Origin of the sequence: Luteimonas gilva, assembly GCF_005239095.1 — a bacterium.
In the GTDB taxonomy this organism is placed as follows: Bacteria; Pseudomonadota; Gammaproteobacteria; order Xanthomonadales; family Xanthomonadaceae; genus Luteimonas_C; species Luteimonas_C gilva.
Genome location: NZ_SZUA01000001.1, coordinates 1413643 through 1434912, shown reverse-complemented (window position 1 = coordinate 1434912; position 21270 = coordinate 1413643). Strand labels below are relative to the sequence as shown.

The 21270-nt window shown below is 65.6% G+C and carries 23 protein-coding genes; 16 read left to right on the top strand and 7 right to left on the bottom strand.

The genetic code is table 11. From position 1 onward, the window contains the following. Positions 1 to 28: 28 nt before the first annotated feature. From rplR to FCE95_RS06750, 13 genes are all read left to right on the top strand, one after another. The gene (rplR, locus tag FCE95_RS06810) at positions 29 to 382 is read left to right on the top strand and encodes a 50S ribosomal protein L18 (RefSeq protein ID WP_137266180.1); all 354 of its coding nucleotides are present in this window, start codon (positions 29 to 31) and stop codon (positions 380 to 382) included. A 164-nt stretch (positions 383 to 546) separates the two neighbouring features. Next, positions 547 to 1086: a 30S ribosomal protein S5 gene (rpsE, locus tag FCE95_RS06805; protein WP_137266179.1), complete on the top strand. Its 540-nt coding sequence runs from the start codon at positions 547 to 549 to the stop codon at positions 1084 to 1086. Further along, positions 1079 to 1276 (top strand): 50S ribosomal protein L30, encoded by a 198-nt coding sequence (gene rpmD, locus FCE95_RS06800; RefSeq protein WP_137266178.1) that lies wholly within the window; start codon positions 1079 to 1081, stop codon positions 1274 to 1276. The genes rpsE and rpmD overlap by 8 nt, the downstream gene beginning before the upstream one ends. A gap of 5 nt (positions 1277 to 1281) precedes the next feature. Further along, positions 1282 to 1719 carry a 50S ribosomal protein L15 gene (gene rplO, locus FCE95_RS06795; protein WP_137266177.1) on the top strand — a complete coding sequence of 146 codons (438 nt, stop codon included), beginning with the start codon at positions 1282 to 1284 and terminating at the stop codon, positions 1717 to 1719. A 28-nt stretch (positions 1720 to 1747) separates the two neighbouring features. Beyond that, positions 1748 to 3088 carry a preprotein translocase subunit SecY gene (gene secY / locus FCE95_RS06790; protein ID WP_137266176.1) on the top strand — a complete coding sequence of 447 codons (1341 nt, stop codon included), beginning with the start codon at positions 1748 to 1750 and terminating at the stop codon, positions 3086 to 3088. A 266-nt stretch (positions 3089 to 3354) separates the two neighbouring features. Next, positions 3355 to 3711, top strand: coding sequence for a 30S ribosomal protein S13 (gene rpsM / locus FCE95_RS06785; RefSeq protein WP_137266175.1), 357 nt, complete (start codon positions 3355 to 3357; stop codon positions 3709 to 3711). 12 nt (positions 3712 to 3723) lie between these two features. Beyond that, complete coding sequence (gene rpsK / locus FCE95_RS06780; RefSeq protein ID WP_137266174.1) at positions 3724 to 4119, top strand: 30S ribosomal protein S11; 396 nt, start codon at positions 3724 to 3726, stop codon at positions 4117 to 4119. Between the two features lie 18 nt (positions 4120 to 4137). Then, positions 4138 to 4767: a 30S ribosomal protein S4 gene (gene rpsD / locus FCE95_RS06775; protein ID WP_137266173.1), complete on the top strand. Its 630-nt coding sequence runs from the start codon at positions 4138 to 4140 to the stop codon at positions 4765 to 4767. Between the two features lie 136 nt (positions 4768 to 4903). Beyond that, positions 4904 to 5902, top strand: a complete 999-nt coding sequence (locus tag FCE95_RS06770; RefSeq protein WP_137266172.1) for a DNA-directed RNA polymerase subunit alpha — start codon at positions 4904 to 4906, stop codon at positions 5900 to 5902. Positions 5903 to 6172: 270 nt separating this feature from the next. Next, positions 6173 to 6544 carry a 50S ribosomal protein L17 gene (rplQ, locus tag FCE95_RS06765; protein WP_137266171.1) on the top strand — a complete coding sequence of 124 codons (372 nt, stop codon included), beginning with the start codon at positions 6173 to 6175 and terminating at the stop codon, positions 6542 to 6544. A 435-nt stretch (positions 6545 to 6979) separates the two neighbouring features. Further along, on the top strand, positions 6980 to 7474 hold the full coding sequence (locus FCE95_RS06760) for a disulfide bond formation protein B (RefSeq protein ID WP_137266170.1): 495 nt from the start codon (positions 6980 to 6982) through the stop codon (positions 7472 to 7474). Positions 7475 to 7560: 86 nt separating this feature from the next. Continuing rightward, positions 7561 to 8952 carry a class II 3-deoxy-7-phosphoheptulonate synthase gene (locus tag FCE95_RS06755; RefSeq protein WP_137266169.1) on the top strand — a complete coding sequence of 464 codons (1392 nt, stop codon included), beginning with the start codon at positions 7561 to 7563 and terminating at the stop codon, positions 8950 to 8952. Positions 8953 to 9092: 140 nt separating this feature from the next. Next, the gene (locus FCE95_RS06750) at positions 9093 to 10106 is read left to right on the top strand and encodes a WD40/YVTN/BNR-like repeat-containing protein (RefSeq protein WP_137266168.1); all 1014 of its coding nucleotides are present in this window, start codon (positions 9093 to 9095) and stop codon (positions 10104 to 10106) included. A 151-nt stretch (positions 10107 to 10257) separates the two neighbouring features. Here FCE95_RS06750 and FCE95_RS06745 read toward each other — a convergent pair whose 3' ends face one another. After that, positions 10258 to 11922, bottom strand: coding sequence for an amidase (locus FCE95_RS06745; RefSeq protein WP_137266167.1), 1665 nt, complete (start codon positions 11920 to 11922; stop codon positions 10258 to 10260). Positions 11923 to 12058: 136 nt separating this feature from the next. Beyond that, positions 12059 to 12835, bottom strand: coding sequence for a CPBP family intramembrane glutamic endopeptidase (locus FCE95_RS06740; protein ID WP_137266166.1), 777 nt, complete (start codon positions 12833 to 12835; stop codon positions 12059 to 12061). A 92-nt stretch (positions 12836 to 12927) separates the two neighbouring features. On the opposite strand from FCE95_RS06740, the gene FCE95_RS17225 reads away from it, so the two are divergent. After that, a complete protein-coding gene (locus FCE95_RS17225; protein ID WP_223266804.1) occupies positions 12928 to 13485 on the top strand; it encodes a hypothetical protein in 558 nt (185 codons plus the stop codon). Here the strand turns inward: FCE95_RS17225 and FCE95_RS06730 are convergent. Continuing rightward, positions 13469 to 13942, bottom strand: a complete 474-nt coding sequence (locus FCE95_RS06730; protein WP_137266165.1) for a DUF2127 domain-containing protein — start codon at positions 13940 to 13942, stop codon at positions 13469 to 13471. The two genes, FCE95_RS17225 and FCE95_RS06730, sit on opposite strands and share 17 nt — an antisense overlap. Positions 13943 to 13951: 9 nt before the next feature. Then, positions 13952 to 15799 (bottom strand): translational GTPase TypA, encoded by a 1848-nt coding sequence (gene typA / locus FCE95_RS06725; RefSeq protein WP_137266164.1) that lies wholly within the window; start codon positions 15797 to 15799, stop codon positions 13952 to 13954. A 168-nt stretch (positions 15800 to 15967) separates the two neighbouring features. Between typA and FCE95_RS06720 the strand changes: the two genes are divergently transcribed. Further along, positions 15968 to 16462 (top strand): peptidylprolyl isomerase, encoded by a 495-nt coding sequence (locus FCE95_RS06720; protein ID WP_137266163.1) that lies wholly within the window; start codon positions 15968 to 15970, stop codon positions 16460 to 16462. Positions 16463 to 16549: 87 nt separating this feature from the next. Here the strand turns inward: FCE95_RS06720 and FCE95_RS06715 are convergent, their stop codons facing one another. The 3 genes from FCE95_RS06715 to FCE95_RS17060 form a co-directional block, all read right to left on the bottom strand. After that, on the bottom strand, positions 16550 to 17101 hold the full coding sequence (locus tag FCE95_RS06715) for a hypothetical protein (RefSeq protein ID WP_137266162.1): 552 nt from the start codon (positions 17099 to 17101) through the stop codon (positions 16550 to 16552). A gap of 104 nt (positions 17102 to 17205) precedes the next feature. After that, the gene (locus FCE95_RS06710; RefSeq protein WP_189644656.1) at positions 17206 to 18372 is read right to left on the bottom strand and encodes a M48 family metallopeptidase; all 1167 of its coding nucleotides are present in this window, start codon (positions 18370 to 18372) and stop codon (positions 17206 to 17208) included. After that, positions 18369 to 19034 carry a hypothetical protein gene (locus FCE95_RS17060; RefSeq protein ID WP_223266803.1) on the bottom strand — a complete coding sequence of 222 codons (666 nt, stop codon included), beginning with the start codon at positions 19032 to 19034 and terminating at the stop codon, positions 18369 to 18371. Before FCE95_RS17060 ends, FCE95_RS06710 begins: the two co-directional genes overlap by 4 nt. Before the next feature lie 991 nt (positions 19035 to 20025). Here FCE95_RS17060 and FCE95_RS06705 point away from each other — a divergent pair. Next, complete coding sequence (locus FCE95_RS06705; protein WP_137266160.1) at positions 20026 to 21225, top strand: pyridoxal phosphate-dependent aminotransferase; 1200 nt, start codon at positions 20026 to 20028, stop codon at positions 21223 to 21225. Positions 21226 to 21270: the final 45 nt, after the last annotated feature.

The following is a 21270-nucleotide window of genomic DNA, read 5'->3' as shown; positions in this document are numbered from 1 at the left end:
CGGCCAATCCGCTTCGGAGAAACAGACCATGCAAAAGAAAATCGCCCGCCTGCGCCGCGCCAAGTCGACCCGCGCCCACATCCGCGAACTGAACGTGCCGCGTTTGTCGGTGCTGCGCACCGGCCAGCATTTGTACGCGCAGTTGTTCACCGCCGACGGCTCGAAGGTCCTGGCTTCGGCCTCGACCGTGCAGGCCGACGTGCGCGAAGGCCTGAAGAGCGGCAAGAACGCCGACGCCGCCGCCAAAGTCGGCCGCATGATCGCCGAGCGCGCCAAAGCCGCGGGCATCGAGAAGGTCGCTTTCGACCGCTCGGGCTACCGCTACCACGGCCGCATCAAGGCGCTGGCCGACGCCGCGCGCGAGGGCGGTCTGCAGTTCTGATCCTTGAAGGCGCGGGCATCGTCCCCACGCCTGAGGTTTGCCACCTGCCGATGCGGGAAGCATCGGGCGACGCGTAGGGTTTCCGGCGCGCCGAAACATCCGATCCACACCACAACTACAAGCGGCCAAGCCGCAAATTTCCTTAATCGAATAGGTAAATCGAGATGGCAGAACAACGTGAACCGCGGGGCCGCGATCGCGACCGCAACCGCGAAGAGATGGACGACGGCATGGTCGAGAAGCTGGTCGCGGTCAACCGCGTCAGCAAGACCGTCAAGGGCGGCCGCCAATTCACCTTCACCGCGCTGACGGTGGTGGGCGATGGCGCCGGCAAAGTCGGCTTCGGCTACGGCAAGGCGCGCGAAGTGCCGGTCGCGATCCAGAAGTCGATGGAAGCGGCCCGTAAGACGATGGTCAACATCGACCTGAACAATGGCACCTTGTGGCACGTGGTGAAGTCGCGCCACGGCGCGGCGAACGTGTTCATGCAGCCGGCTTCCGAAGGTACCGGCGTGATCGCCGGCGGTGCGATGCGCGCCGTGCTGGAAGCGGTCGGCGTGAAGAACGTGCTGGCCAAGGCGGTCGGCTCGCGCAACCCGATCAACCTGGTGCGCGCCACGCTGCGCGGCCTGAGCGAGATGCATTCGCCGGCCAAGATCGCGGCCAAGCGCGGTAAGAAGGTGGAGGACCTGCACCATGGCTAAGAAGGAAACCAACACCGGCACCGTCAAGGTGCGTCTGGTCAAGGGCCTGCGCGGCACCCAGTCGCGTCATCGCCTGTCGGTGCGCGCTCTGGGCCTCAACAAATTGAACGACGTGCGCGAGCTGAAAGACAGCCCGCAGGTTCGCGGCCTGATCAACAAGGTCCATTACCTGGTGCAGGTCGAGGAGTAATTCTGATGAAACTCAATACGCTTAAGCCGGCCCCCGGCGCCCGCACCGAACGCACCCGCGTCGGCCGCGGCATCGGTTCGGGCCTGGGCAAGACCGCGGGCCGCGGCCACAAGGGTTCGTTCGCGCGTTCGGGCAAGGGCAAGATCAAGGCCGGCTTCGAAGGCGGCCAGATGCCCATGCACATGCGCCTGCCGAAGGTCGGCTTCCGCTCCAAGCTGAAGAACGACACCGCCGAAGTCATGCTCTACAAGCTCGAGCTGATCGAAGGCGACACCGTCGACTTCGCCGCGCTGCGCGCCGCCAAGCTGGTGCCGAGCACGGCCAAGAAGGCCAAGATCGTCAAGAAGGGCGAACTTTCCAAGAAGCTCGTACTCAAAGGCGTGCTGGCCACCGCCGGCGCCAAGGCGGCGATCGAAGCGGCCGGCGGAAAAATCGAGGAGTAATCGATAGATGTCGCGTAGCAGCAGCGCAATGGGCGGAATGGGAGCGGGCCTCGGCAAATTTACCGAGCTGCGCTCGCGTCTGCTGTTCGTGCTGGGCGCGCTGATCGTCTACCGCATCGGCTGCTACATCCCCGTGCCGGGCGTGAACCCGGAGGCGATGCTGCAGCTGATGGAAGCGCAGAAGGGCACCATCGTGGACATGTTTAACATGTTCTCCGGCGGCGCCCTGCAGCGTTTCAGCCTGTTCGCGCTGAACGTGGTGCCTTACATCTCCTCGTCGATCATCGTGCAGCTGTGCGCGCAGATCTTCCCGAGCCTGAAGGCGATCCAGAAGGAAGGCGAGTCCGGCCGCCGCAAGATCACTCAGTGGTCGCGCATGGGCGCGGTGCCGCTGGCGATCTTCCAGGCCGCGGGCATTGCGATCGCGCTGCAGAATTCGGGCGCGAGCAGCGGCATCCCGGTGGTCTACAACCCGGGTCCGGGCTTCGTCCTGACCGCGGTGATCGCGCTGACCGCCGGCACGATGTTCCTGATGTGGCTGGGCGAGCAGGTGACCGAGCGCGGCGTCGGCAACGGCGTGTCGCTGATCATCTTCGCCGGCATCGTCGCCGGCCTGCCGGGCGCGGTGCTGGGTACGTTCGAGCAGATGCGCAACGGCGAAATCAGCACCTTCGCGATCCTGCTCATCCTGGTGATCGTGCTGGCCTTCACCTTCTTCGTGGTGTGGGTCGAGCGCGGCCAGCGCCGGGTGACGGTGAACTATGCGCGCCGCCAGGGCGGCCGCAGCGCGTACATGAACCAGAGCTCGTTCCTGCCGTTGAAGCTCAATATGGCGGGGGTGATTCCGGCGATCTTCGCTTCGTCGATCATCATGTTCCCGGCCACGGCTTCGACTTGGTTCAGCCAGGCCAGCACCATGCCTTGGCTGCAGAAGTTGACCCAAGCGCTGAATCCGGGCGAGCCGCTGCACATGATTTTGTTCGCCGCGCTGATCATCGGCTTCGCGTTCTTCTACACGGCGCTGGTGTTCAACTCGCAGGAAACCGCGGACAACCTGAAGAAGTCGGGCGCGCTGATCCCGGGCATCCGGCCGGGCAAGGCCACCGCCGACTACATCGACGGCGTGCTGACCCGCCTGACCGCGGCCGGCGCTTGCTATCTGGTCCTGGTCTGCCTGTTGCCGGAAGTGATGCGGACCCAGATGGGGACCTCGTTCTACTTCGGCGGCACCTCGCTGTTGATCGTGGTGGTCGTGGTGATGGACTTCATCGCCCAGATCCAGGCCCACCTGATGTCGCACCAGTACGAAAGCCTGTTGAAGAAGGCCAATCTCAAAGGATCCAAGGCCGGCCTCCCGGGCCGCCTCTGATCCACCGATGGGCGACCTGCGCGGCGGTCTCGCGCGCGGGTGAGCCGGTACCAGCCCTGCGCTTGAGTGGCGCGGGCGGCGGAACCCCGGATTTCGGGGTTCCGGCCAGTACCGGTTCGTCGCCGGAGCATGGGCACACTCCCCATGCCGGGCACGCGGAGGCTTCGGCCGCCGCGGGCTTCCTAGTAACCCGAGACCCTGTTAGAATTTCGTGTTCACTCCGCCGGATTTGACCGTCCGGCCGCTAACCAGTTGGAGATCCGCGCATGGCGCGTATTGCAGGTGTCAACCTGCCTGCCCAGAAACACGTCTGGGTCGGGCTACAAAGCATCTACGGCATCGGCCGTACCCGTTCGAAGAAGGTCTGCGAATCCGCCGGCGTCGCTTCGACGACCAAGATCCGCGACCTGTCGGAGCCGGAAGTCGAGCGCCTGCGCGCCGAAGTCGGCAAGTACGTGGTCGAGGGCGACCTCCGCCGCGAAGTCGGCATCGCCATCAAGCGCCTGATGGACCTGGCCTGCTACCGCGGCCTGCGCCATCGCCGCGGCCTGCCGCTGCGCGGCCAGCGCACCCGGACCAATGCACGCACCCGCAAGGGTCCGCGCAAGGCCATCAAGAAGTAAGGGGAACAGACCATGGCCAAGCCGGCAGCTGCTGCTAAGACCAAGAAGAAGATCAAGCGCGTCGTCACCGACGGCATCGCGCACGTGCACGCTTCTTTCAACAACACCATCGTCACCATCACCGACCGCCAGGGCAACGCGCTGTCGTGGGCGACTTCGGGCGGCGCGGGTTTCCGCGGCTCGCGCAAATCGACCCCGTTCGCCGCCCAGGTCGCCGCCGAGAAGGCCGGCCGCGCCGCGCTGGACTACGGCGTGAAGTCGCTGGAAGTGCGCATCAAGGGCCCGGGCCCGGGACGCGAGTCGGCCGTTCGTTCGTTGAACAACGTCGGCTACAAGATCATCAACATCATCGACGTGACGCCGATCCCGCACAACGGGTGCCGTCCGCCGAAGAAGCGTCGCGTCTGACGCCGGGAGCATTAGAAAATGGCTCGTTATATCGGTCCCACCTGTAAGCTCGCGCGCCGCGAAGGCGCCGACCTGTCCCTGAAGAGCCCGGCGCGCGCGCTGGACTCCAAGTGCAAGCTGGAGCAGAAGCCCGGCCAGCACGGCGCCACCGCGCGCAAGGGCAAGCTGTCCGACTACGCCACCCAGCTGCGCGAGAAGCAGAAGGTCAAGCGCATCTACGGCCTGCTGGAGCGCCAGTTCCGCAACTACTACAAAAAGGCCTCGACCAAGAAGGGCAACACCGGCGAGAACCTGCTGCAGTTGCTGGAAACCCGCCTGGACAACGTCATCTACCGCATGGGCTTCGCGGTCACCCGTCCGGCCGCGCGCCAGCTGGTGTCGCACCGCGGCGTCACCGTCAACGGCAAGCCGGTCAACCTGCCTTCCTACCAAGTGAAGGCGGGCGACGCGATCGCCCTGTCCGAACGCGCCCAGAAGCAGCTGCGCGTGCAGGAAGCGCTGACCGTGTCGGCCACGATGGACCTGTCGCCTTCCTGGATCGAAGTCGATTCCAAGAAGTTCAGCGGCGTGTTCAAGGCCGTTCCGGATCGCGCCGATCTGCCGGCCGACATCAACGAAGCGCTGATCGTCGAGTTGTACTCGAAGTAAGCAACAACGCCGGAGGCTGCCCGCCTCCGCAATGTGGCCGTCGCGTCGCGACGGCCGCCCCTTCCGAGGGGAGGGGCTCCAAAAGCACCAGGCCGGCGTCCCCCAATCCGCCGGCCACCGCAGGAGACGCTACAAAATGACGGTTACCGCCAACCAGGTTTTGCGCCCCAAGGGTCCGCAGATCGAACGCCTCGCCGACAACCGCGCGAAGGTCGTGATCGAACCGCTGGAGCGCGGCTATGGCCACACCCTCGGCAACGCGCTGCGCCGCGTGCTGCTGTCCTCGATCCCCGGCTTCGCCATCACCGAAGTCGAGATCGACGGCGTGCTGCACGAATACAGCACCATCGAAGGCCTGCAGGAAGACGTGCTGGAAGTGCTGCTCAACCTGAAGGACGTCGCCATCCGCATGGGTACCGGCGACAGCGCCACCCTCAGCCTGAGCAAGCAGGAGCCGGGCACGGTCACCGCGGGCGACATCAAGACCGACCACAACGTCGAGATCCTCAATCCCGACCACGTGATCTGCCACCTGACCAAGGACGCGTCGCTGAACATGCGCTTGAAGATCGAGCGCGGCTTCGGCTACCAGCCGGCCACCACGCGCCGCCGTCCCGACGAAGAAACCCGCACCATCGGCCGTCTGATGCTGGACGCCTCGTTCTCGCCGGTCCGCCGCGTCGCCTACGCGGTCGAAGCCGCGCGCGTCGAGCAGCGCACCGACCTGGACAAGCTGGTGTTGGACATCGAAACCAACGGCACGATCGACGCCGAGGAAGCCGTGCGCACCGCCGCCGACATCCTCACCGATCAGCTGAGCGTGTTCGGCGACTTCACCCACCGCGAGCGCGGCGCCGCCAAGCCGGTCGCCACGGGCGTGGATCCGGTGCTGCTGCGCCCGATCGACGACCTCGAGCTGACCGTGCGTTCGGCCAACTGCCTCAAGGCCGAGAGCATCTACTACATCGGCGACCTGATCCAGAAGACCGAAGTCGAGCTGCTGAAGACCCCGAACCTCGGCAAGAAGTCGTTGACCGAGATCAAGGAAGTCCTCGCCCAGCGCGGTTTGTCGCTCGGCATGAAGTTAGAAAACTGGCCGCCGGCGGGTATTTCCCAGCACGGGATGATGGGGTGAAATCGAACCGCTCGCGCGGCACTGCCGCGCGGTTCGGTTGAACGCCCGGCGCGCTGCGCCGGGCCGGGGCGCCAAGTTTCAGAATTCGCTGCGCACAACGTAAGCGATGCAGTAAACGCAACACCGCAACACGCAACACAAGTCGACGGGCGCAGCCCGCGACTCGCCGGTCAAGGATAGGCCGGCCAGGACCAACCGCAGTCCGAAGCGTCAACGCCATGAAGGCGACAACGAAGTCCAACGTCTCAATATTCATCAGGAACCCTAACCATGCGCCACCAGAAAGCCGGCCGTAAATTCAGCCGCACCAGCGCCCACCGCGATGCCATGTTCACCAACATGGCCGCGTCGCTGATCAAGCACGAGCTGATCAAGACCACCCTGCCCAAGGCGAAAGAACTGCGCCGCATCGCCGAACCGCTCATCACGCTGTCGAAGAAGGACGGCGTGGCCAACCGCCGCCTGGCCTTCTCGCGCCTGCGCGACAAGGAAGCCGTCGGCACGCTGTTCACCGTGCTGGGCCCGCGTTACGCCACCCGTCCGGGCGGCTACCTGCGCATCCTCAAGTGCGGCTTCCGCGCCGGCGACAATGCGCCGATGGCGTACGTCGAGCTGGTCGATCGCCCGCAAGCGGCCGAGTAAGCTTCGCGGTACCGAACTACCGAAAACCCCGGCCCAGCGCCGGGGTTTTTGTTTTGCTTCCCATTTGTGGGATTGGCTTTTGTGGGAGCGGCTTCAGCCGCGAGCTCTTTCCTGCAAGATTGCCGCGATCGGATAAAAGAGCTCGCGGCTGAAGCCGCTCCCACAAGAGCAAAAGCAATCTCCTTCGGTCCTTTTTTCAAAGGGAGTTCCAGGTGCCGGCAAGATCGCGGCGTTCTCGCTGTTCTCCCTCCTTTGAAAAGGGAAGGAAGCGCGCTTACGAAGCGCGGCTTCGTGCGCTGACGAACGCCCGCAGGCCATGCCTGCGGGTCGGGCGGGTGGGGGAGGATTTACGCGAAATCGCTAGACCGCAGCGCAACTTTTGCCGTCCGTACCGGTCTGTCAGGCATGCCGCCAGCCCATGCTAAGGTTCCCGCCATGAACCGACTCTCGTTCCGTTCCGCCTATCTGCTGGGCTTTCTGGTCTGCGCCGCCCTGATCGGCTTCGCGCTGTACAGCCAATTCCAATGGGGCTTGCAGCCTTGTCCGCTGTGCATCTTCCAGCGCATCGCGTTCGCCGTCTTGGGCCTGATGTTCCTGATCGGCGCGCTGCATGCGCTGAAAGGCGCGGGCGGCCGACGGGTTTATGGCGTGCTGGCTTTCATCGCCGCCGCGGTCGGCATCGGCATCGCCGGCCGCCACGTCTGGTTGACCCATCTGCCGCCGGATCAGGTGCCGCATTGCGGTCCGCCGTTGGAATTCATGATGGAGACCAATGCGCTCACCGACGTCATCCGCAAGGTGCTGACCGGTTCGGGCGAATGCGCCAAAGTCGATTGGACCTTCTTGGGCCTGTCGATGCCGGCCTGGAGCCTGACGTGGTTCGTCCTGCTCGCGGTCTGGGCATTGTGGATGGCCTTCCGCCGCCGCTAAAAAAAGCGGTTGCTGCGGTAACGGTTGCAGCGCGGGCGGGGCGGAGCCATGATGGGTTGGTGCAACGCAGCAACCGACCTTTCGCCATGGCCAGCCTCGACCGTCCGCAACCCGTAAACCTTCCCGTCGATTGGACGCCAGGCAGTTGGCGCGGCCGACCCGCCGTGCAGCAGCCGACCTATCCGGATGCGGAAGCCTTGGCCGGCGTCCAGCGCGAACTCGCGGCACTGCCGCCGCTGGTGACCTCGTGGGAAATCCTGTCGCTCAAGCGCCACCTGGCCGACGCGCAGGAAGGCCGCCGCTTCCTGCTGCAGGGCGGCGATTGCGCCGAGAGCTTCGTCGACTGCACTTCCGACGTCATCTCCAACCGGCTCAAGGTGCTGCTGCAGATGAGCCTGGTGCTGGTGCACGGTTTGCGTCTGCCGGTGGTGCGCGTGGGCCGCTTCGCCGGCCAATACGCCAAGCCGCGTTCGGCCGACACGGAGACGCGCGGCGAGCACACCTTGCCCAGCTACCGCGGCGACATCATCAATGCGCCCGAATTCTCGCTCGAAGCGCGCGTTCCCGATCCGCGCCGCATGATCAAGGCGCATGCGCGTTCGGCGATGACGATGAACTTCGTGCGTTCGCTGATCGACGGCGGTTTCGCCGACCTGCACCATCCCGAATATTGGGACCTGGGCTGGGTGACGCATTCGCCGCTAGCCGACGAATACCATCGCATGGTGGCCGGCATCGGCGATGCGGTGCGCTTCATGGAAACGCTGTCCGGTTCCGAAGTCCACAACCTCAACCGCGTCGATTTCTACACCTCGCACGAAGCTTTGCTGCTGCCTTACGAGGAAGCGCAGACGCGTCAAGTGCCGCGGCAATGGGGCTGGTTCAACCTCAGCACGCATTACCCGTGGATCGGCATGCGCACCGCCGCGTTGGACGGCGCGCACCTGGAATACTTCCGCGGCATCCGCAATCCGATCGCGGTCAAGATCGGACCGTCGGCCGCGCCCGATCAGGTGCTGCGTTTGATCGAAGCGCTGAATCCGGACGACGAGCCCGGCCGTCTCACCTTGATCCACCGCATGGGCGCGACGCAGATCGCCGCCAAGCTGTCGCCGCTGCTGGACGCGGTGCGCCGCGAAGGCCGGCGCGTGCTGTGGGTTTGCGATCCGATGCACGGCAATACCGAGAACAGCAGCAACGGCTACAAGACGCGCCGCTTCGGCAATATCCGCAGCGAAGTGGAACAGTCGTTCGACCTGCACGCCGCGGCCGGCACGCGCTTGGGCGGCGTGCATCTGGAGCTGACCGGCGAAGACGTGACCGAATGCACCGGCGGCGCGCGCGACCTGACCGACCTGGATCTGGAACGCGCCTACCGCTCGACCGTCGATCCGCGCCTGAACTACGAGCAGGCGCTGGAAACGGCGATGCTGATCGTGCGTAAGCAGGCCCAGATCGCTGCGCCGGCATCGGCCTGACATCGAACCGTAGCCCGGGTTGAGCGAAGCGATACCCGGGGCTTTTTGCGGCGTTCATAGATGGCGTCCCCGGGTATTCCCCGGATCAAGTCCGGGGCCCCCCGGGCTACACTCGCGGCTCCGAAACGGAGCCGTCGCCCATGCCGCCAACACGAATCCTCATCGCCGCCGCGTTGATGCTCGCGGCTGGCGCCGCCATCGCCGAAATCCGCCTCGTGCCGCAAGACAGCGGCGTCAAAGTGCGCTTGCGCGGCATCTCCGCAGTCAGCAGCGACGTGGCTTGGGCCAGCGGCCGCGAGGGCACGGTGCTGCGCACGGTCGACGGCGGCAAGCATTGGCAGGCGATGAAGGTGCCGGGCGCGAACGAATTGGATTTCCGCGACGTGGAAGGCTTCGATGCCGATACCGCGGTGGTGTTGAGCATCGGGCCGGGCGAAGCGTCGCGGGTTTATCGCACCGAGGATGGCGGGAAATCCTGGACGCTATCGCTGCAAAACAAGGATCCGCGCGCCTTCTTCGATTGCATGGCTTTCGATCGCGATAAAGGCTGGATGATGGGCGACCCGGTCGATGGCCGTTTTCAGGTCTACGCCACGCAAGACGCCGGTCGAAATTGGAAATTGCTTTCCACGGGTCCGAAGGCGGAGGAAGGCGAAGCGGCGTTCGCGGCGAGCGGGACCTGCATCGCCATCGTCCAGGATGCGTTGATGATCGGAACGGGCGGTTCGCATGCGCGCTTGCATGTGTCGCGCGACGGCGGTTCGACTTGGAACGCGTCCGACAGCGGCATGTCGCGCCGTAAACCGGAAGCCGGCGTCTTTTCGCTCGCAGCCACGCCGTTCGGCGCATTCGCCGTCGGCGGCGATTACAAAGCCGAGCAAGCGCCTGGGAATGCCGTCGAATGGCGGTTGCGGAACAAACGCGATCCGCTGATTACGATCATCGCCCCGAGCGGATATCGGTCCGGCGCCGCTTGCTTGGAGGCGACGCCTTTGGCCTGTATTGCTGTCGGCCCAAGCGGCGCGGATGCGTGGAATACGGTTGCTTGGAAGCCGGTATCCGAGGTCGGGTACGACGCTGTCGATCTGGCCGGCAATGTAGGTTGGGCTAGCGGCGATGCGGGGCGTATCGCGAGGGTCGAAATCGGCGATTAGTTTTTTCCTCCCCCTCGCGGGGAGGATGCCCGAAGGGAGCGAGCGTGCTTTTGATCTTGCTTGGGCTCTGCGCGAAAAGCCGAACCCTCTCCCTGGCGCTTCGCGCCTATCCCTCTCCCGTAAAGGGAGAGGGTAAAAGCGTCTGGCGCTGCTATTTGGCGGATTGCGCCGCTTCCAGCTTCACCGTCGGCTCGAACCTCGGCGCCTTGCGCGCTTTGGTCGCCTGTTCGAACGAATACGCCAGCTCGATCAAACGAGGTTCGCTCCACGCCGGACCCATGAAGGTGATGCCCAGCGGCAGGCCATGGCTGTCGCCCGTCGGCACGGTGATGCTGGGCGTACCGGCGACCGCGGCCGCGCCGTAGCCGGCGCCGGTGAAATGGTCGCCGTTGACCGGATCGGTCAGCCAGGCCGGCGACATCGACGGCGCGATCAGCGCATCCAGCTTCTGCGATTTCAATGCGGCGTCGATCCCTTCCGGCCCGGCCAACTTGCGCGCCTTGGTGCGCGCTTCGATGTAGGCGGCATCCGTGAGAGGACCTTTGGCTTGCGCTTTTTCGAACAGCTCCTGCGCGAAGTAGGGCATCTCCGCGGAAGCGTTCTTCTTGTTGAACTCAATCAGCTCGGCCAAAGTTTTCACCGGCGCGCCACTCTTCGCCAAGTAAGCCTCCAGATCCGCCTTGAATTCGTACAGCAGCACTTCGAATTCCGGCTCGTCCCATTTGCCCAGCGTCGGGATTTCGACGTCGACCACTTCAGCGCCCGAGGCCTTGATCGAAGCGATGGCTTTCTCCATCGCGGCGTCGACATCGGGCTGGTAACCCATCAGCTTACGCACCACGCCGATCCGCGCGCCCTTCAAGCCGTCGGTCTTCAGGCTGGCCGTGTAGTCGAACACCGCCTTGCCGACGTTCTGCTGCGTGGCCGCGTCGGCATCGTCCTTGCCGGTGATCGCGGCCAGCAGCGCGGCCGCATCGGCGACGCTGCGCGTCATCGGGCCGGCGGTGTCTTGGCTATGCGAGATCGGGATGATGCCGCTGCGGCTCACCAGGCCCACCGTCGGCTTGATGCCGACCAGGCCGGCGACCGCCGACGGGCAGATGATGCTGCCGTCGGTTTCGGTGCCGATGCCGACGACGGCGAGATTGGCCGCGATCGCGGTGCCCGTGCCGCCGCTGGAACCGCAGGGGTTGCGGTCCAGCGCGTACGGATTTTTGGTTTGGCCGCCGCGCCCGCTCCAGCCGGAGGTGGAACGCGACGAACGGAAATTCGCCCACTCGCTGAGATTGGTCTTGCCGAGCACCACGGCGCCGGCTTCGCGCAGGCGTTGCACGAGGAAAGCGTCGGCCTTCGGTTTGTGGTTGGCCAATGCCAAAGAACCGGCGGAATTGACCATCGGCGTAACGTCGATATTGTCCTTCAGCAGCACCGGAATGCCGTGCAATGCGCTGCGCTTCTTGCCATCCTTGCGCTCGGCGTCGCGCGCGTCGGCTTCCTTCAACGCATCGGGATTGAGTTCGATCACCGAATTCAGCATCGGCCCCGCCTTGTCGATCGCCGCGATGCGGTCCAGATAGGCTTGGGTCAGCGCATGGCTGGTGAGCTCGCCCTTGTCCATGCGCGCCTGCAGGCTGGCGATGCCGGCTTCTTCGAATGCGAACGCCGCAGGCGGCGGCGTGGGCGCCGGGGTTGCGGCGGGTGCGGGCGCGCTGGTTGCCGCGGGCGTGCCGGAAGCGGCGGGTTCGGAAGTCTCGCGCTGGCATGCGGCCAGCGCCAGGGCCGCGACGAGCGGCAGCAAAACGGGTTTGCGGAACATGTCGATCCCCTAGAGGCCGCTGGCAGGGCGCGGCAGCGCGCAGCATCCCGTGTCGGCCGGCCGGCTGCAAGGGTAGATAACCCCGGCGCGAAAAGCCGCTCGCAGGACCTATCGCATCGGCCCGGTACGACCTACTCTACGAAAGGCGGTGCGCTCGGCGCCAAAGCCAGAACGCGGCGGCCGGGTAGGCCAGGGCCAGCCCGATGCCGGTTTCGGATACTAGATAAGGCGTCAGCGGCGCGGGAATCGTCGAAGCATCGAACCAGGTCACCGCCAGGTTGTGCGCGGAATGAAAAACCACGGCCGGCCAGACACTGCCCGAACGCAGACGCATCCACGCCAAGAAGAACGCCGAACCCACCACCATGATCGTGAACATCGTCATGCCGTAGGCGAGGGGCGGCCCGCCCAAGTCGTATTTGAAGAACACCGGGTAATGCCATACCGCCCACAGCGCGCCCGACCACAGCGCCGCTTTCGCAGCGCTCATCCGCCGCGCGAGTTGCGGCACCAGCAAGCCGCGCCAGCCGATTTCCTCGCCGAAAGCGTAGAACGCGGTCAACGAGACGACGTACAGCCACTTCGGATAGAGATAAGTCGCGCCCACGGGATCGAAGCTGCCCGAATTCCCGAGCCAGGCGATGCCGTAGACCAAACCCATGCATCCCAGCGGAATCAACAGTGCCGGCAGCAGATAGCCGGTGCCCGGCGACCAGCCCAGGTCGCGCAAATTACGCTGCACGACCAAGCATGCGATCAGGGCGGCCGCGCCCGGGCACCAGTCCAGCGGGATCGGGCTTCGCTTGGGCGGCGAGAGATAGACGACCGTGGAGAACACGATCAGCAAACTTAGGAAAAGGATCAGCAGCCGCTGCGAATCGCGTTCCGATACCGGCACGTGTGATGCGTCCATCGGCGTCCCCTCCGCGGGCCGAACACCCCGCGCTCCGGCCTTAGGTTAACGCTTGAGCATCAACAAAATCTCGATTCGGCCGGTGGGCCGCCGTGAGCATGGATCGCTATCATGCGCGGCGAGTGGTGCCGCAATCGGAAGGCGAATCAATGCAGTCGCAGAGCGAAATGCAGGGGATGTGGCAGGTCGGCGTCGGCCTCGCGCTCCTGTTCCTGGCGATCGCAGTCTTCGTCGTGATCGCCATCGCAAGAAACAATCGTGAAGCAAAGACCGCCACGCTCGGCGGGGACACGGCCGGCGGGACGGCTATTCCCTTGGTCGCCGCTTTCACGGGGTGGAAGGGCGTGCCTTGGGTGGCGCTCGCGCATTCGAACCTGGCGCCGCGGTTGGTCCTGTACGAAGGCGATTTCCTATACCAGGTCGTCCGTGCGCGCCGTCGTTCTTACCGGGAAATCGCCATGGTCGACGTACGCACGACCGTCGGCACCGTCAATGTCGTGCTCGAATTCCGCGACTCGTCCTTCACCTTCGCCGGCAATACCGCGAGCCGCCAAATCGCCGCCAAGGCGGTGGCCATCTTGATGCGGAAGGGCTGTCAGCTCACGCCGCGCGCGCAGGCGCTGCTGCCCGCGGTTAACGCCGGCGCTTGAACAAATCCCGGCCCAGCACCCAAACCACGATCAGGTTGATCAACACGACGCCAGCCGACAGCCAGCCGGGGTGACGGAACAAAGCGTAGATATCGAAAGGCAGATAGGCCGCCGCCGCCAGGCAGCCCAGCCAGGAGGCCCAGGCCTTGGCCCGCCACAAGCCCCAGGCTTCCAGCAGATGCAGCAGGCCGTAAGCGAGCACGGCCGCGGCGGCGAAATGCACCGAGTGCGGGCTGATCGCGTTCGCCAGCCAGGCCATCGCGCCATGGTCGGGATCCAACTGGAAGCGCGCGATCAATTCGTGGACCCAGCGCTGCAGCGGCGCCGGGCCCAGCAATTCCAAACCGCTGGCGGCGAACACCGCCAGTGCGCCTTTTACCGCCTCGACGATGGCGATGACATGCAGCCCCGGATGCCTGCGCGGGTCCGGGTTGTAGTGCGGATCGTCGGGGGCCATCGGCGAAGTTTACGCGGCGCGCGAGGCGCGCTTGCGGTCCACTTCAGTGCGTTGCTTCTTGCGCAGGCGGATCGCCTTGGGGGTGATCTCGACCAGTTCGTCGTCGTCGATGAATTCCAGCGCCTGCTCCAGCGAGAACTTGATCGGCGGGATCAGGCCTTCGTCGTCGTCCTTGCCGGACGCGCGGAAGTTGGTCAGCTGCTTGCCGCGCAGGGCATTGACGGTGAGGTCGTTGTCCTTGCTGTTGATGCCGACGATCTGGCCTTCGTAGATTTCCTCGCCCGGCTCGATGAAGAGGCGGCCGCGTTCCTGCATCGCGATCTGCGCGTACGCCGGCGACGGGCCGGTGCCGTTGGAGATCAGCACGCCGTTCTGGCGCTGGCCGATGGCGCCTTCGGTCTTCGGGCCGTAATGGTCGAACACATGGAACAGCAGGCCGGTGCCGGCGGTGATCGTACGGAATTCGGTCTGGAAACCGATCAGCCCGCGCGCCGGGATCATGAATTCGATCCGCACGCGGCCTTTGCCGTCCGGTTCCATATTGGTCAGCAGCGCCTTGCGGTCGCCCAGGCGCGACATCACGCCGCCCTGGAACTGCTCTTCCATGTCGACGACCAACTGTTCGAACGGTTCCTGCGCGATGCCGTCGATCTGCTTGATGATCACTTCCGGACGCGACACGGCCAGCTCGTAGCCTTCGCGGCGCATGGTTTCGATCAGGATCGACAGATGCAGTTCGCCGCGGCCGCTGACCTTGAACTTGTCGGCATCGGCGGTGTCTTCGACTTTGAGCGCGACGTTGTGCTGGGTCTCGCGGGTCAGGCGGTCGCGCAGCTGGCGCGAGGTGAGGAACTTGCCGCCGCTCTTGTCCTTGACGCCGGCGAACGGCGAATCGTTCACCTGGAAGGTCATCGAGATGGTCGGCTCGTCGACGGTCAGCACCGGCAGCTGCTCGACCGCGTCGGTCGCGCACAGCGTGTCGGAAATGCCCAAGCCTTCGATGCCGCTGAAGGCGATGATGTCGCCGGCCTGCGCTTCCGGCACTTCGACGCGTTCCAGGCCCATGAAGCCGAGCACCTGCAGCACCTTGGCGTTGCGGGTCTTGCCCTCGCGGTCGATCACCGTGACCTGCTGGTTGGTCTTGACCTTGCCGCGCTGGATCCGGCCCACGCCGATGATGCCGACGTAGTTGTTGTAGTCCAGCGAGGTGACGCGCATCTGGAACGGGCCGTCCGGATCGACCGGCGGCGCGGGCACGTGCTCGCAGATCGCTTCGAACAACGGAGTCATGTCGCCTTCGCGCACGTCGTCGGTAAGGCCGGCGTAACCCTGCAGGCCCGACGCGTACACGGTGTGGAAGTCGAGCTGGTCGTCGTTCGCGCCCAGGCGGTCGAACAGATCGAAGGTCTGGTCCAGCACCCAGCTCGGGCGGGCGCCCGGGCGGTCGACCTTGTTGACGACCACGATCGGCTTGAAGCCCATCGCGAACGCCTTCTGGGTCACGAAGCGGGTCTGCGGCATCGGGCCGTCCATCGCGTCGACCAGGATCAGCACCGAGTCGACCATCGACAGCACGCGCTCCACTTCGCCGCCGAAGTCGGCGTGTCCGGGCGTATCGACGATGTTGATACGCCAGACCTCGTTGGTCTTGGGGTTGGTCCAGCGGATCGCCGTGTTCTTGGACAGGATGGTGATGCCGCGCTCCTTTTCCAGGTCGTTGCTGTCCATCACGCGGTCCGGGACCACGGCGCGCTCGTTGAGGGTGCCCGACTGCTTCAGCAGCTGGTCGACGAGGGTGGTCTTGCCATGGTCGACGTGGGCGACGATGGCGATATTGCGGAGGCGTTCGATGGACATGACGGAAGGGCGCCGGCGGCGCGGCGCAGGGTCGGGTAAGGAAGCCGGTTATTATAGCGGGCTGCCGAGACAAAAACCCTTTCGGGTCGCGGATTTATCCCTTAACGGCCTTGAAGGGCGCCGCCCCCGGCCTCAAATCCCCGGCTCGAGCCGACACCAGGAGTTCCCATGTCCCTTTTCGCCACCTTCGATACCGACCGCGGCGCCATCAAAGTCGAGCTGTACCCCGACAAGGCTCCGCTGACCGTGGCCAATTTCGTCAACCTGGCCAAGCGCGGCTTCTACAACGGCCTGAACTTCCACCGGGTGATCGCCGATTTCATGATCCAAGGCGGCTGCCCGCAAGGCACCGGCACCGGCGGCCCGGGCTACAAGTTCGAGGACGAGACCCGCAACGGCGTGCCGCACGAGCGCGGCGTGCTGTCGATGGCCAATGCCGGCCCCAACACCAACGGCAGCCAGTTCTTCATCACCCACGTCGCCACGCCGTGGCTGGACGGCAAACACACCGTGTTCGGCAAGGTCGTGTCGGGCATCGAAGCGGTCGATGCGGTGAAGCAGGGCGACAAGATCAAGTCGGTCACCATCGAAGGCGACGCCGATGCCGCTCTGGCCGCCAAGGCCGATCGCGTGGCGGAATGGAACAAGATCCTCGCCGCTTAACCGCTCGACGGTCCGCTTTGTAGAGCGGGGCAAGCCCCGCTCTACAAAGCAAAGCAGCGGAGCAAGCTCCGCTCTACACGAGCAAAGCTATTTCCAACGCAAGGTGTCCAGCATCCGCGACACCTTCTCCGCATCGCGGGGATAGTAGTACTCGCTGGGCGCCAGGAAGATCGCCAGCGCCAGTTCCTTGTCGTGTTCGAACGCGGCGACCATGCCCTGGTATTTCAGCCCTTCCTCGTTGGCCAATGACACTTCGAAGCGCAAGCCTTCGCGGTCGCCGAACGTCGTCGGCCGCAGATTGCTCGGCGCGATGTTCACCGCGCCCGATGCGGCCAAGCCGTCGACGATTAGATCGCGCAATTCGTCCGCGCGCATCCCCGGCTTGAAGTAGGCGCCGTCCGGGCGGCGCTTGGTCTGGCGGCTGCCCAGGAAGATGTAATCGCGCTCGCGCACCGACGGGATCAGGTAAAGGCGGTTGAGCAACTCGCCGTCGATGGTCCATAACTGGAAGCGCGATGCGGAAATACGCGTCCATTCCATCTCGCTGTTCAAGCTCAAACGACTGCCGGCGGGATTCGGGCCGGGCAGGACCAGCGGGCGGCCGTTGGAGGCGCAGGCCGCCAATAGCGTCGACAACATGAAGATTGCGACCAAGCGCGTAGCCCGGGTAAGCGCAGCGCACCCGGGAACACGTCGCGACTCATTCCCGGGTGCGCTGCGCTTACCCGGGCTACGGAATAGGTTCACGAGCCACCTCCCAGCTTGTCCAATTCGCGTTGCACGAAGGCGCGATCCTCGGCCTGCGGCGCGTCGGCGAGATAGCGTTGCAAGGCGACGCGCGCGTCGGCGTTGCGGCCGGAGGCGCGCAGTGCGAAACCGTGTTCGCGCCACGCCGCGGCCGGTGCGCCGGGCATCGCGACGGCTTGCGCATACAGCCTGGCCGCCGCGGCGCGGTCGCCGTCGGCGTTGCGCCGGCGGTGCGCTTCGCCCAGGTAGAAGGTCAGCACGCCCTCGTCCTGCTGCGGCGAATCGGCGAGCAGTTCGCCGATCACCAGCAGCGAGGCGGCATAAGCGCGGCGGGCGAGTTCGGTGTCCAGCCAATGTTCCAGATACGGCCGCGTCGCGGCGCGGTAGGCGTCGCGGCGGCGCTCATTCGATGCGTTCGCCACCGCGTCGGCCGCGGCGGTGATGTCGGCCAAGCGCTCGGCCGTGGCGGGGTGGGTGGAGAACGCCGGCGAAGGCTTGTCGTATTTGCGCGTGTCTTCCTCGCGCTTCATCCGCGCCCACAGGTCGATGCCGGCGCGCGGGTCGTAGCCGTGTTCGACGATGGCCTGGAAACCCAGCCGGTCGGCTTCGCGTTCCTGGTCGCGGGTGAACTTGAACAAGGTCGCATAGCCGGCGAGCGAGCCGAGCATCGCCGTGTTCGGCGCGCCGGCGCCGTAGGCCAGCACCTGGAACACCGTCAACATGGCGCTGGTGTCCTTGATGCGGCGCCACTGTTTCAACGAGTGCTGCGCCTTGAAGTGGCCGGCTTCGTGGCCGAGCACGAAAGCCAATTCGGCCTCGTCGCGCGCGCGGAGCAGGGCGCCGGTCCAGACCAGCATCACGCCGTTCGGCGCCATGCTGGCGTTGAACTGCGGCACGTCCATCACGTAGACGCGCAGGTCCTTGCAGTATTCGCCGGACACCTCGCAGGCGACCTTGCGCACGTACTCGTTGAGCGCAGGGTCGCGCACGCGCAGCGGCGAGCGCTGCAGTTCGGTTTCGGCGCGCTCCATCGCGTACCACAATTCGGCTTCGTCGCTCCCGGCGGCGGGCGCGGTGCCCGGCTTGTTGTCGCGGATCGGCGCCTGGCTGGCGCAGGCGGTCAAGGCGACGAGCAGGCCGATGCCGAGTGCGCGCGTCTTCATTGCGGCTTGCCCCGCATGCCTTTGAGCAGATCGTCGGCGGTCTCGCGCGCGCCGGGCGCGTCGCGCAAGTCGCCGGTCTGGTCCAGCAGCAGGTTGTGCCAGACCACTTGGCCGGTGCGCAGATCGACCAGCGAGGCCAGCCCGATTTGGGTGCCGCCGCCGATGTCGCCGCCCAGCAGCAGGAAGCCGACCACCCGCATCGCCGCGCGGCCGCCGCTGGTGTAGCTGTCGCGGACGTAGGTGAACAAAGCGTAGTCGGCGCCGGTGGCTTGGCGCAGTTCGGCCGCGCCCGGGCCCAGCGTCCAGTCGAACTTGCCGTGCTTGTTGCGCAGCGGACCGGTGCCGCTGCTGCGCGAGTACTGCAGGATGCTCAGCGAGACCGCCTGGTTCAGCAGATACATCTGGCGCAGGCGGTTCTCCGGGCCGGCGTCGGCCGGGATGGCGAAATCCGGGCGCAGAACGATGCCCTGGGCCTGAAGCTGATCGCGGGCGGCCTGCGGATACAGCTTGCGTGCGGCTTCGGTCCATTCCTTGCGCGGTTCGGCCGCGCCGCCGACCAGCAATTCGGACAATTCGATGTCCGGCTCCACCAGCACTACGCTGCCGTCGATGCGCAGCGGCTGGCCGGTGGCGTCCTTGGCGGTGCGGACCTGGGTGGACACGCAGCCGGATAGCGAGAACGTCAGCAACACGGCCGCGACGAGCGCAGCGAATAAACCTCGGAACGATGATTGCGGCACGGATCCCCCTCCCCCGCGGCCGTCGCGGGCGGCCTTTTTCGCATTATCTTGTTTTTCGGCCCGGTGCCTGCGCCTCCTCGGCAAGGAGCGCCGCCGCTGCCGACGCGGCGCCAGCCGTTCATCGGGATTCAGGGCCGTCCCGGCATCGCCGCTCGGCTCCCAGGCTGCGAGACCGCCGTCCGAGCCGGTTCTTGCCGAGACGGATTCGACCGGACTCAGACAGGGCATCTGCAGGCTGTTCGAACCGTCCGGCGGCTCCGGGGCGAGCGGTCGAAGGGTGCCTACGGCCACGGCCTCCTGATTCCGCAAGCGCAAGGACTCTTCATGTGGCCGCAGCGCTTCCTCACGCCAAGGCGCCTCCAAGAGCACCAGCGTGCCGTCCCGCAGACGCAGCGCCGCATGTCCGCGGTAAACCGGCGGGCCGGATGGCCTCATGCGCAGGTCGACGGGGGTATAGGTCCCGATGACGCGCACGCGTTTTCCTGCTTGGCCGGCGATGTCCGCCAAGTCGGTCACGGCGGCGGGCTCGACCGCCACCGGCATCCGCGCTCGTTCGGGCGGGGCCGCCGAATGGCAACCGGCCAGCGCGAGCGACGGCAACAGCAATAACGAAGGACGTAGGGTGCAGGTCACGCGCTCGACGGTCATGGGGCTCTCGTTTTTTGCGGTCGGCCGCTTCGGATGCCGGCCTGCATGCGTGGATTGCGTGCGGGAGGCCGAAGCGCTTGCAATAAGCGCCGGCCCCGGGCGTCCCGGGCGACCAGTAGGACGAAATCCCCGAAGAAGTCTGGCCAGGACGCGCTTCGCAGCAGTCGAACCCGGCGCCGCGAAAAACCGCGCCATGCTAAAATTCCGCCGCTCTCCCGCGCCTGTCCGCAGGCTTCCCACGTCGAACCCCACGAGGTTTCCCGCGATGCCCCAGCTCGCCCGCCGCATGGGCCGCGCCAAGCCCAGCGCGATCATGCTCGTCGCCGAAAAGGCCAAGCAGCTCAAGGCCGAAGGCCGCGACATCATCAGCTTCTCCATCGGCGTTCCCAACTTCCTGCCCGGCGAGCACGTCTACGCCGCCGCCCGCGAGGCGCTGGCCAAGGACAGCGGCCAGTACGGCAGCAACCGCGGCGCGGATGCGCTGCTGGACGCGTTCCTGAAACACATCGAACAGGTCGGCATGACCGGCTACACCCGCGCCAACATCGCCACCGGCATCGGCGCGAAGCACGTGATCTACAACGTCTGCGAAGCGCTGCTGGACGAAGGCGACGGCTTCGCTTTCCCCACGCCGTACTGGACCAGCTACGTCGACATCGGCGAGATCCTCAACGCCGACATCCAACTGCTGCCGTGCCCGCCGGAACAGAACTACAAGCTGACGCCCGCGCAGCTCGACGCCGCGCTGGCGAAGAAGCCGAAAGTGTTCCTGTTCAACAATCCGTCCAACCCGACCGGCATGGTCTACACGCGCGAGGAAATCGCCGCGCTGGCGGACGTGATCGTCAAGCATCCGGACACCTGGATCCTCACCGACGACATCTACAACCGCATGGTGTTCGACGGCGTGGGCTACCACAACTTCGTGCATTTCCGTCCGGAACTGCGCGATCGGGTGATCTTCCTGGATTCGTTGTCCAAGACTTACGGCATGCCGGGCTGGCGCGTCGGCTTCATGGCCGGGCCGGAGTCGGTGGCCAAGGCGGTCACGACGATGAACTCCAACCACATCACCAACATTCCCGAGATCGTCACTGCGGCCGCCGTCGCCGCGTTGAACGGCCCGCAGGACATCCCGACCCAGAAGAACGCCGAATTCCAGGCCAAGCGCGACCAAGTGATGGCCATGCTGAATTCGATTCCCGGCGTGGTCTGCCCGAAGCCGCAGGGCGCGTTCTACGCCTTCCCGGACATCAGCGTCGCGTTCGGCAAGTCGCACGACGGCAAGAAGATCGAGAACGACGTCGACTTCTGCAACGCGCTGCTGGAAGCCAAGGGCGTGGCTTGCGTGCCGGGCTCGGCCTTCGGCGAACCGCGTGCGCTGCGCATCAGCTACACCTGCCCGACGCCGCAGCTGGCTCCGGGTTTGCAGCGGTTCCAGGAATTCTTCGCCGAATTGAAGTAACCCCCGGCGGACATCGTCCGCCGTCTCCCACGATGCACCGAGGAT

Bases quoted from the DNA above. Each gene is read 5' to 3' on its own strand.
- rplR (WP_137266180.1), top strand. From the start codon at position 29: ATGCAAAAGAAAATCGCCCGCCTGCGCCGCGCCAAGTCGACCCGCGCC.
- rpsE (WP_137266179.1), top strand. From the start codon at position 547: ATGGCAGAACAACGTGAACCGCGGGGCCGCGATCGCGACCGCAACCGC.
- rpmD (WP_137266178.1), top strand. From the start codon at position 1,079: ATGGCTAAGAAGGAAACCAACACCGGCACCGTCAAGGTGCGTCTGGTC.
- rplO (WP_137266177.1), top strand. From the start codon at position 1,282: ATGAAACTCAATACGCTTAAGCCGGCCCCCGGCGCCCGCACCGAACGC.
- secY (WP_137266176.1), top strand. From the start codon at position 1,748: ATGGGCGGAATGGGAGCGGGCCTCGGCAAATTTACCGAGCTGCGCTCG.
- rpsM (WP_137266175.1), top strand. From the start codon at position 3,355: ATGGCGCGTATTGCAGGTGTCAACCTGCCTGCCCAGAAACACGTCTGG.
- rpsK (WP_137266174.1), top strand. From the start codon at position 3,724: ATGGCCAAGCCGGCAGCTGCTGCTAAGACCAAGAAGAAGATCAAGCGC.
- rpsD (WP_137266173.1), top strand. From the start codon at position 4,138: ATGGCTCGTTATATCGGTCCCACCTGTAAGCTCGCGCGCCGCGAAGGC.
- FCE95_RS06770 (WP_137266172.1), top strand. From the start codon at position 4,904: ATGACGGTTACCGCCAACCAGGTTTTGCGCCCCAAGGGTCCGCAGATC.
- rplQ (WP_137266171.1), top strand. From the start codon at position 6,173: ATGCGCCACCAGAAAGCCGGCCGTAAATTCAGCCGCACCAGCGCCCAC.
- FCE95_RS06760 (WP_137266170.1), top strand. From the start codon at position 6,980: ATGAACCGACTCTCGTTCCGTTCCGCCTATCTGCTGGGCTTTCTGGTC.
- FCE95_RS06755 (WP_137266169.1), top strand. From the start codon at position 7,561: ATGGCCAGCCTCGACCGTCCGCAACCCGTAAACCTTCCCGTCGATTGG.
- FCE95_RS06750 (WP_137266168.1), top strand. From the start codon at position 9,093: ATGCCGCCAACACGAATCCTCATCGCCGCCGCGTTGATGCTCGCGGCT.
- FCE95_RS06745 (WP_137266167.1), bottom strand. From the start codon at position 11,922: ATGTTCCGCAAACCCGTTTTGCTGCCGCTCGTCGCGGCCCTGGCGCTG.
- FCE95_RS06740 (WP_137266166.1), bottom strand. From the start codon at position 12,835: ATGGACGCATCACACGTGCCGGTATCGGAACGCGATTCGCAGCGGCTG.
- FCE95_RS06730 (WP_137266165.1), bottom strand. From the start codon at position 13,942: ATGGCCCCCGACGATCCGCACTACAACCCGGACCCGCGCAGGCATCCG.
- typA (WP_137266164.1), bottom strand. From the start codon at position 15,799: ATGTCCATCGAACGCCTCCGCAATATCGCCATCGTCGCCCACGTCGAC.
- FCE95_RS06720 (WP_137266163.1), top strand. From the start codon at position 15,968: ATGTCCCTTTTCGCCACCTTCGATACCGACCGCGGCGCCATCAAAGTC.
- FCE95_RS06715 (WP_137266162.1), bottom strand. From the start codon at position 17,101: ATGTTGTCGACGCTATTGGCGGCCTGCGCCTCCAACGGCCGCCCGCTG.
- FCE95_RS06710 (WP_189644656.1), bottom strand. From the start codon at position 18,372: ATGAAGACGCGCGCACTCGGCATCGGCCTGCTCGTCGCCTTGACCGCC.
- FCE95_RS06705 (WP_137266160.1), top strand. From the start codon at position 20,026: ATGCCCCAGCTCGCCCGCCGCATGGGCCGCGCCAAGCCCAGCGCGATC.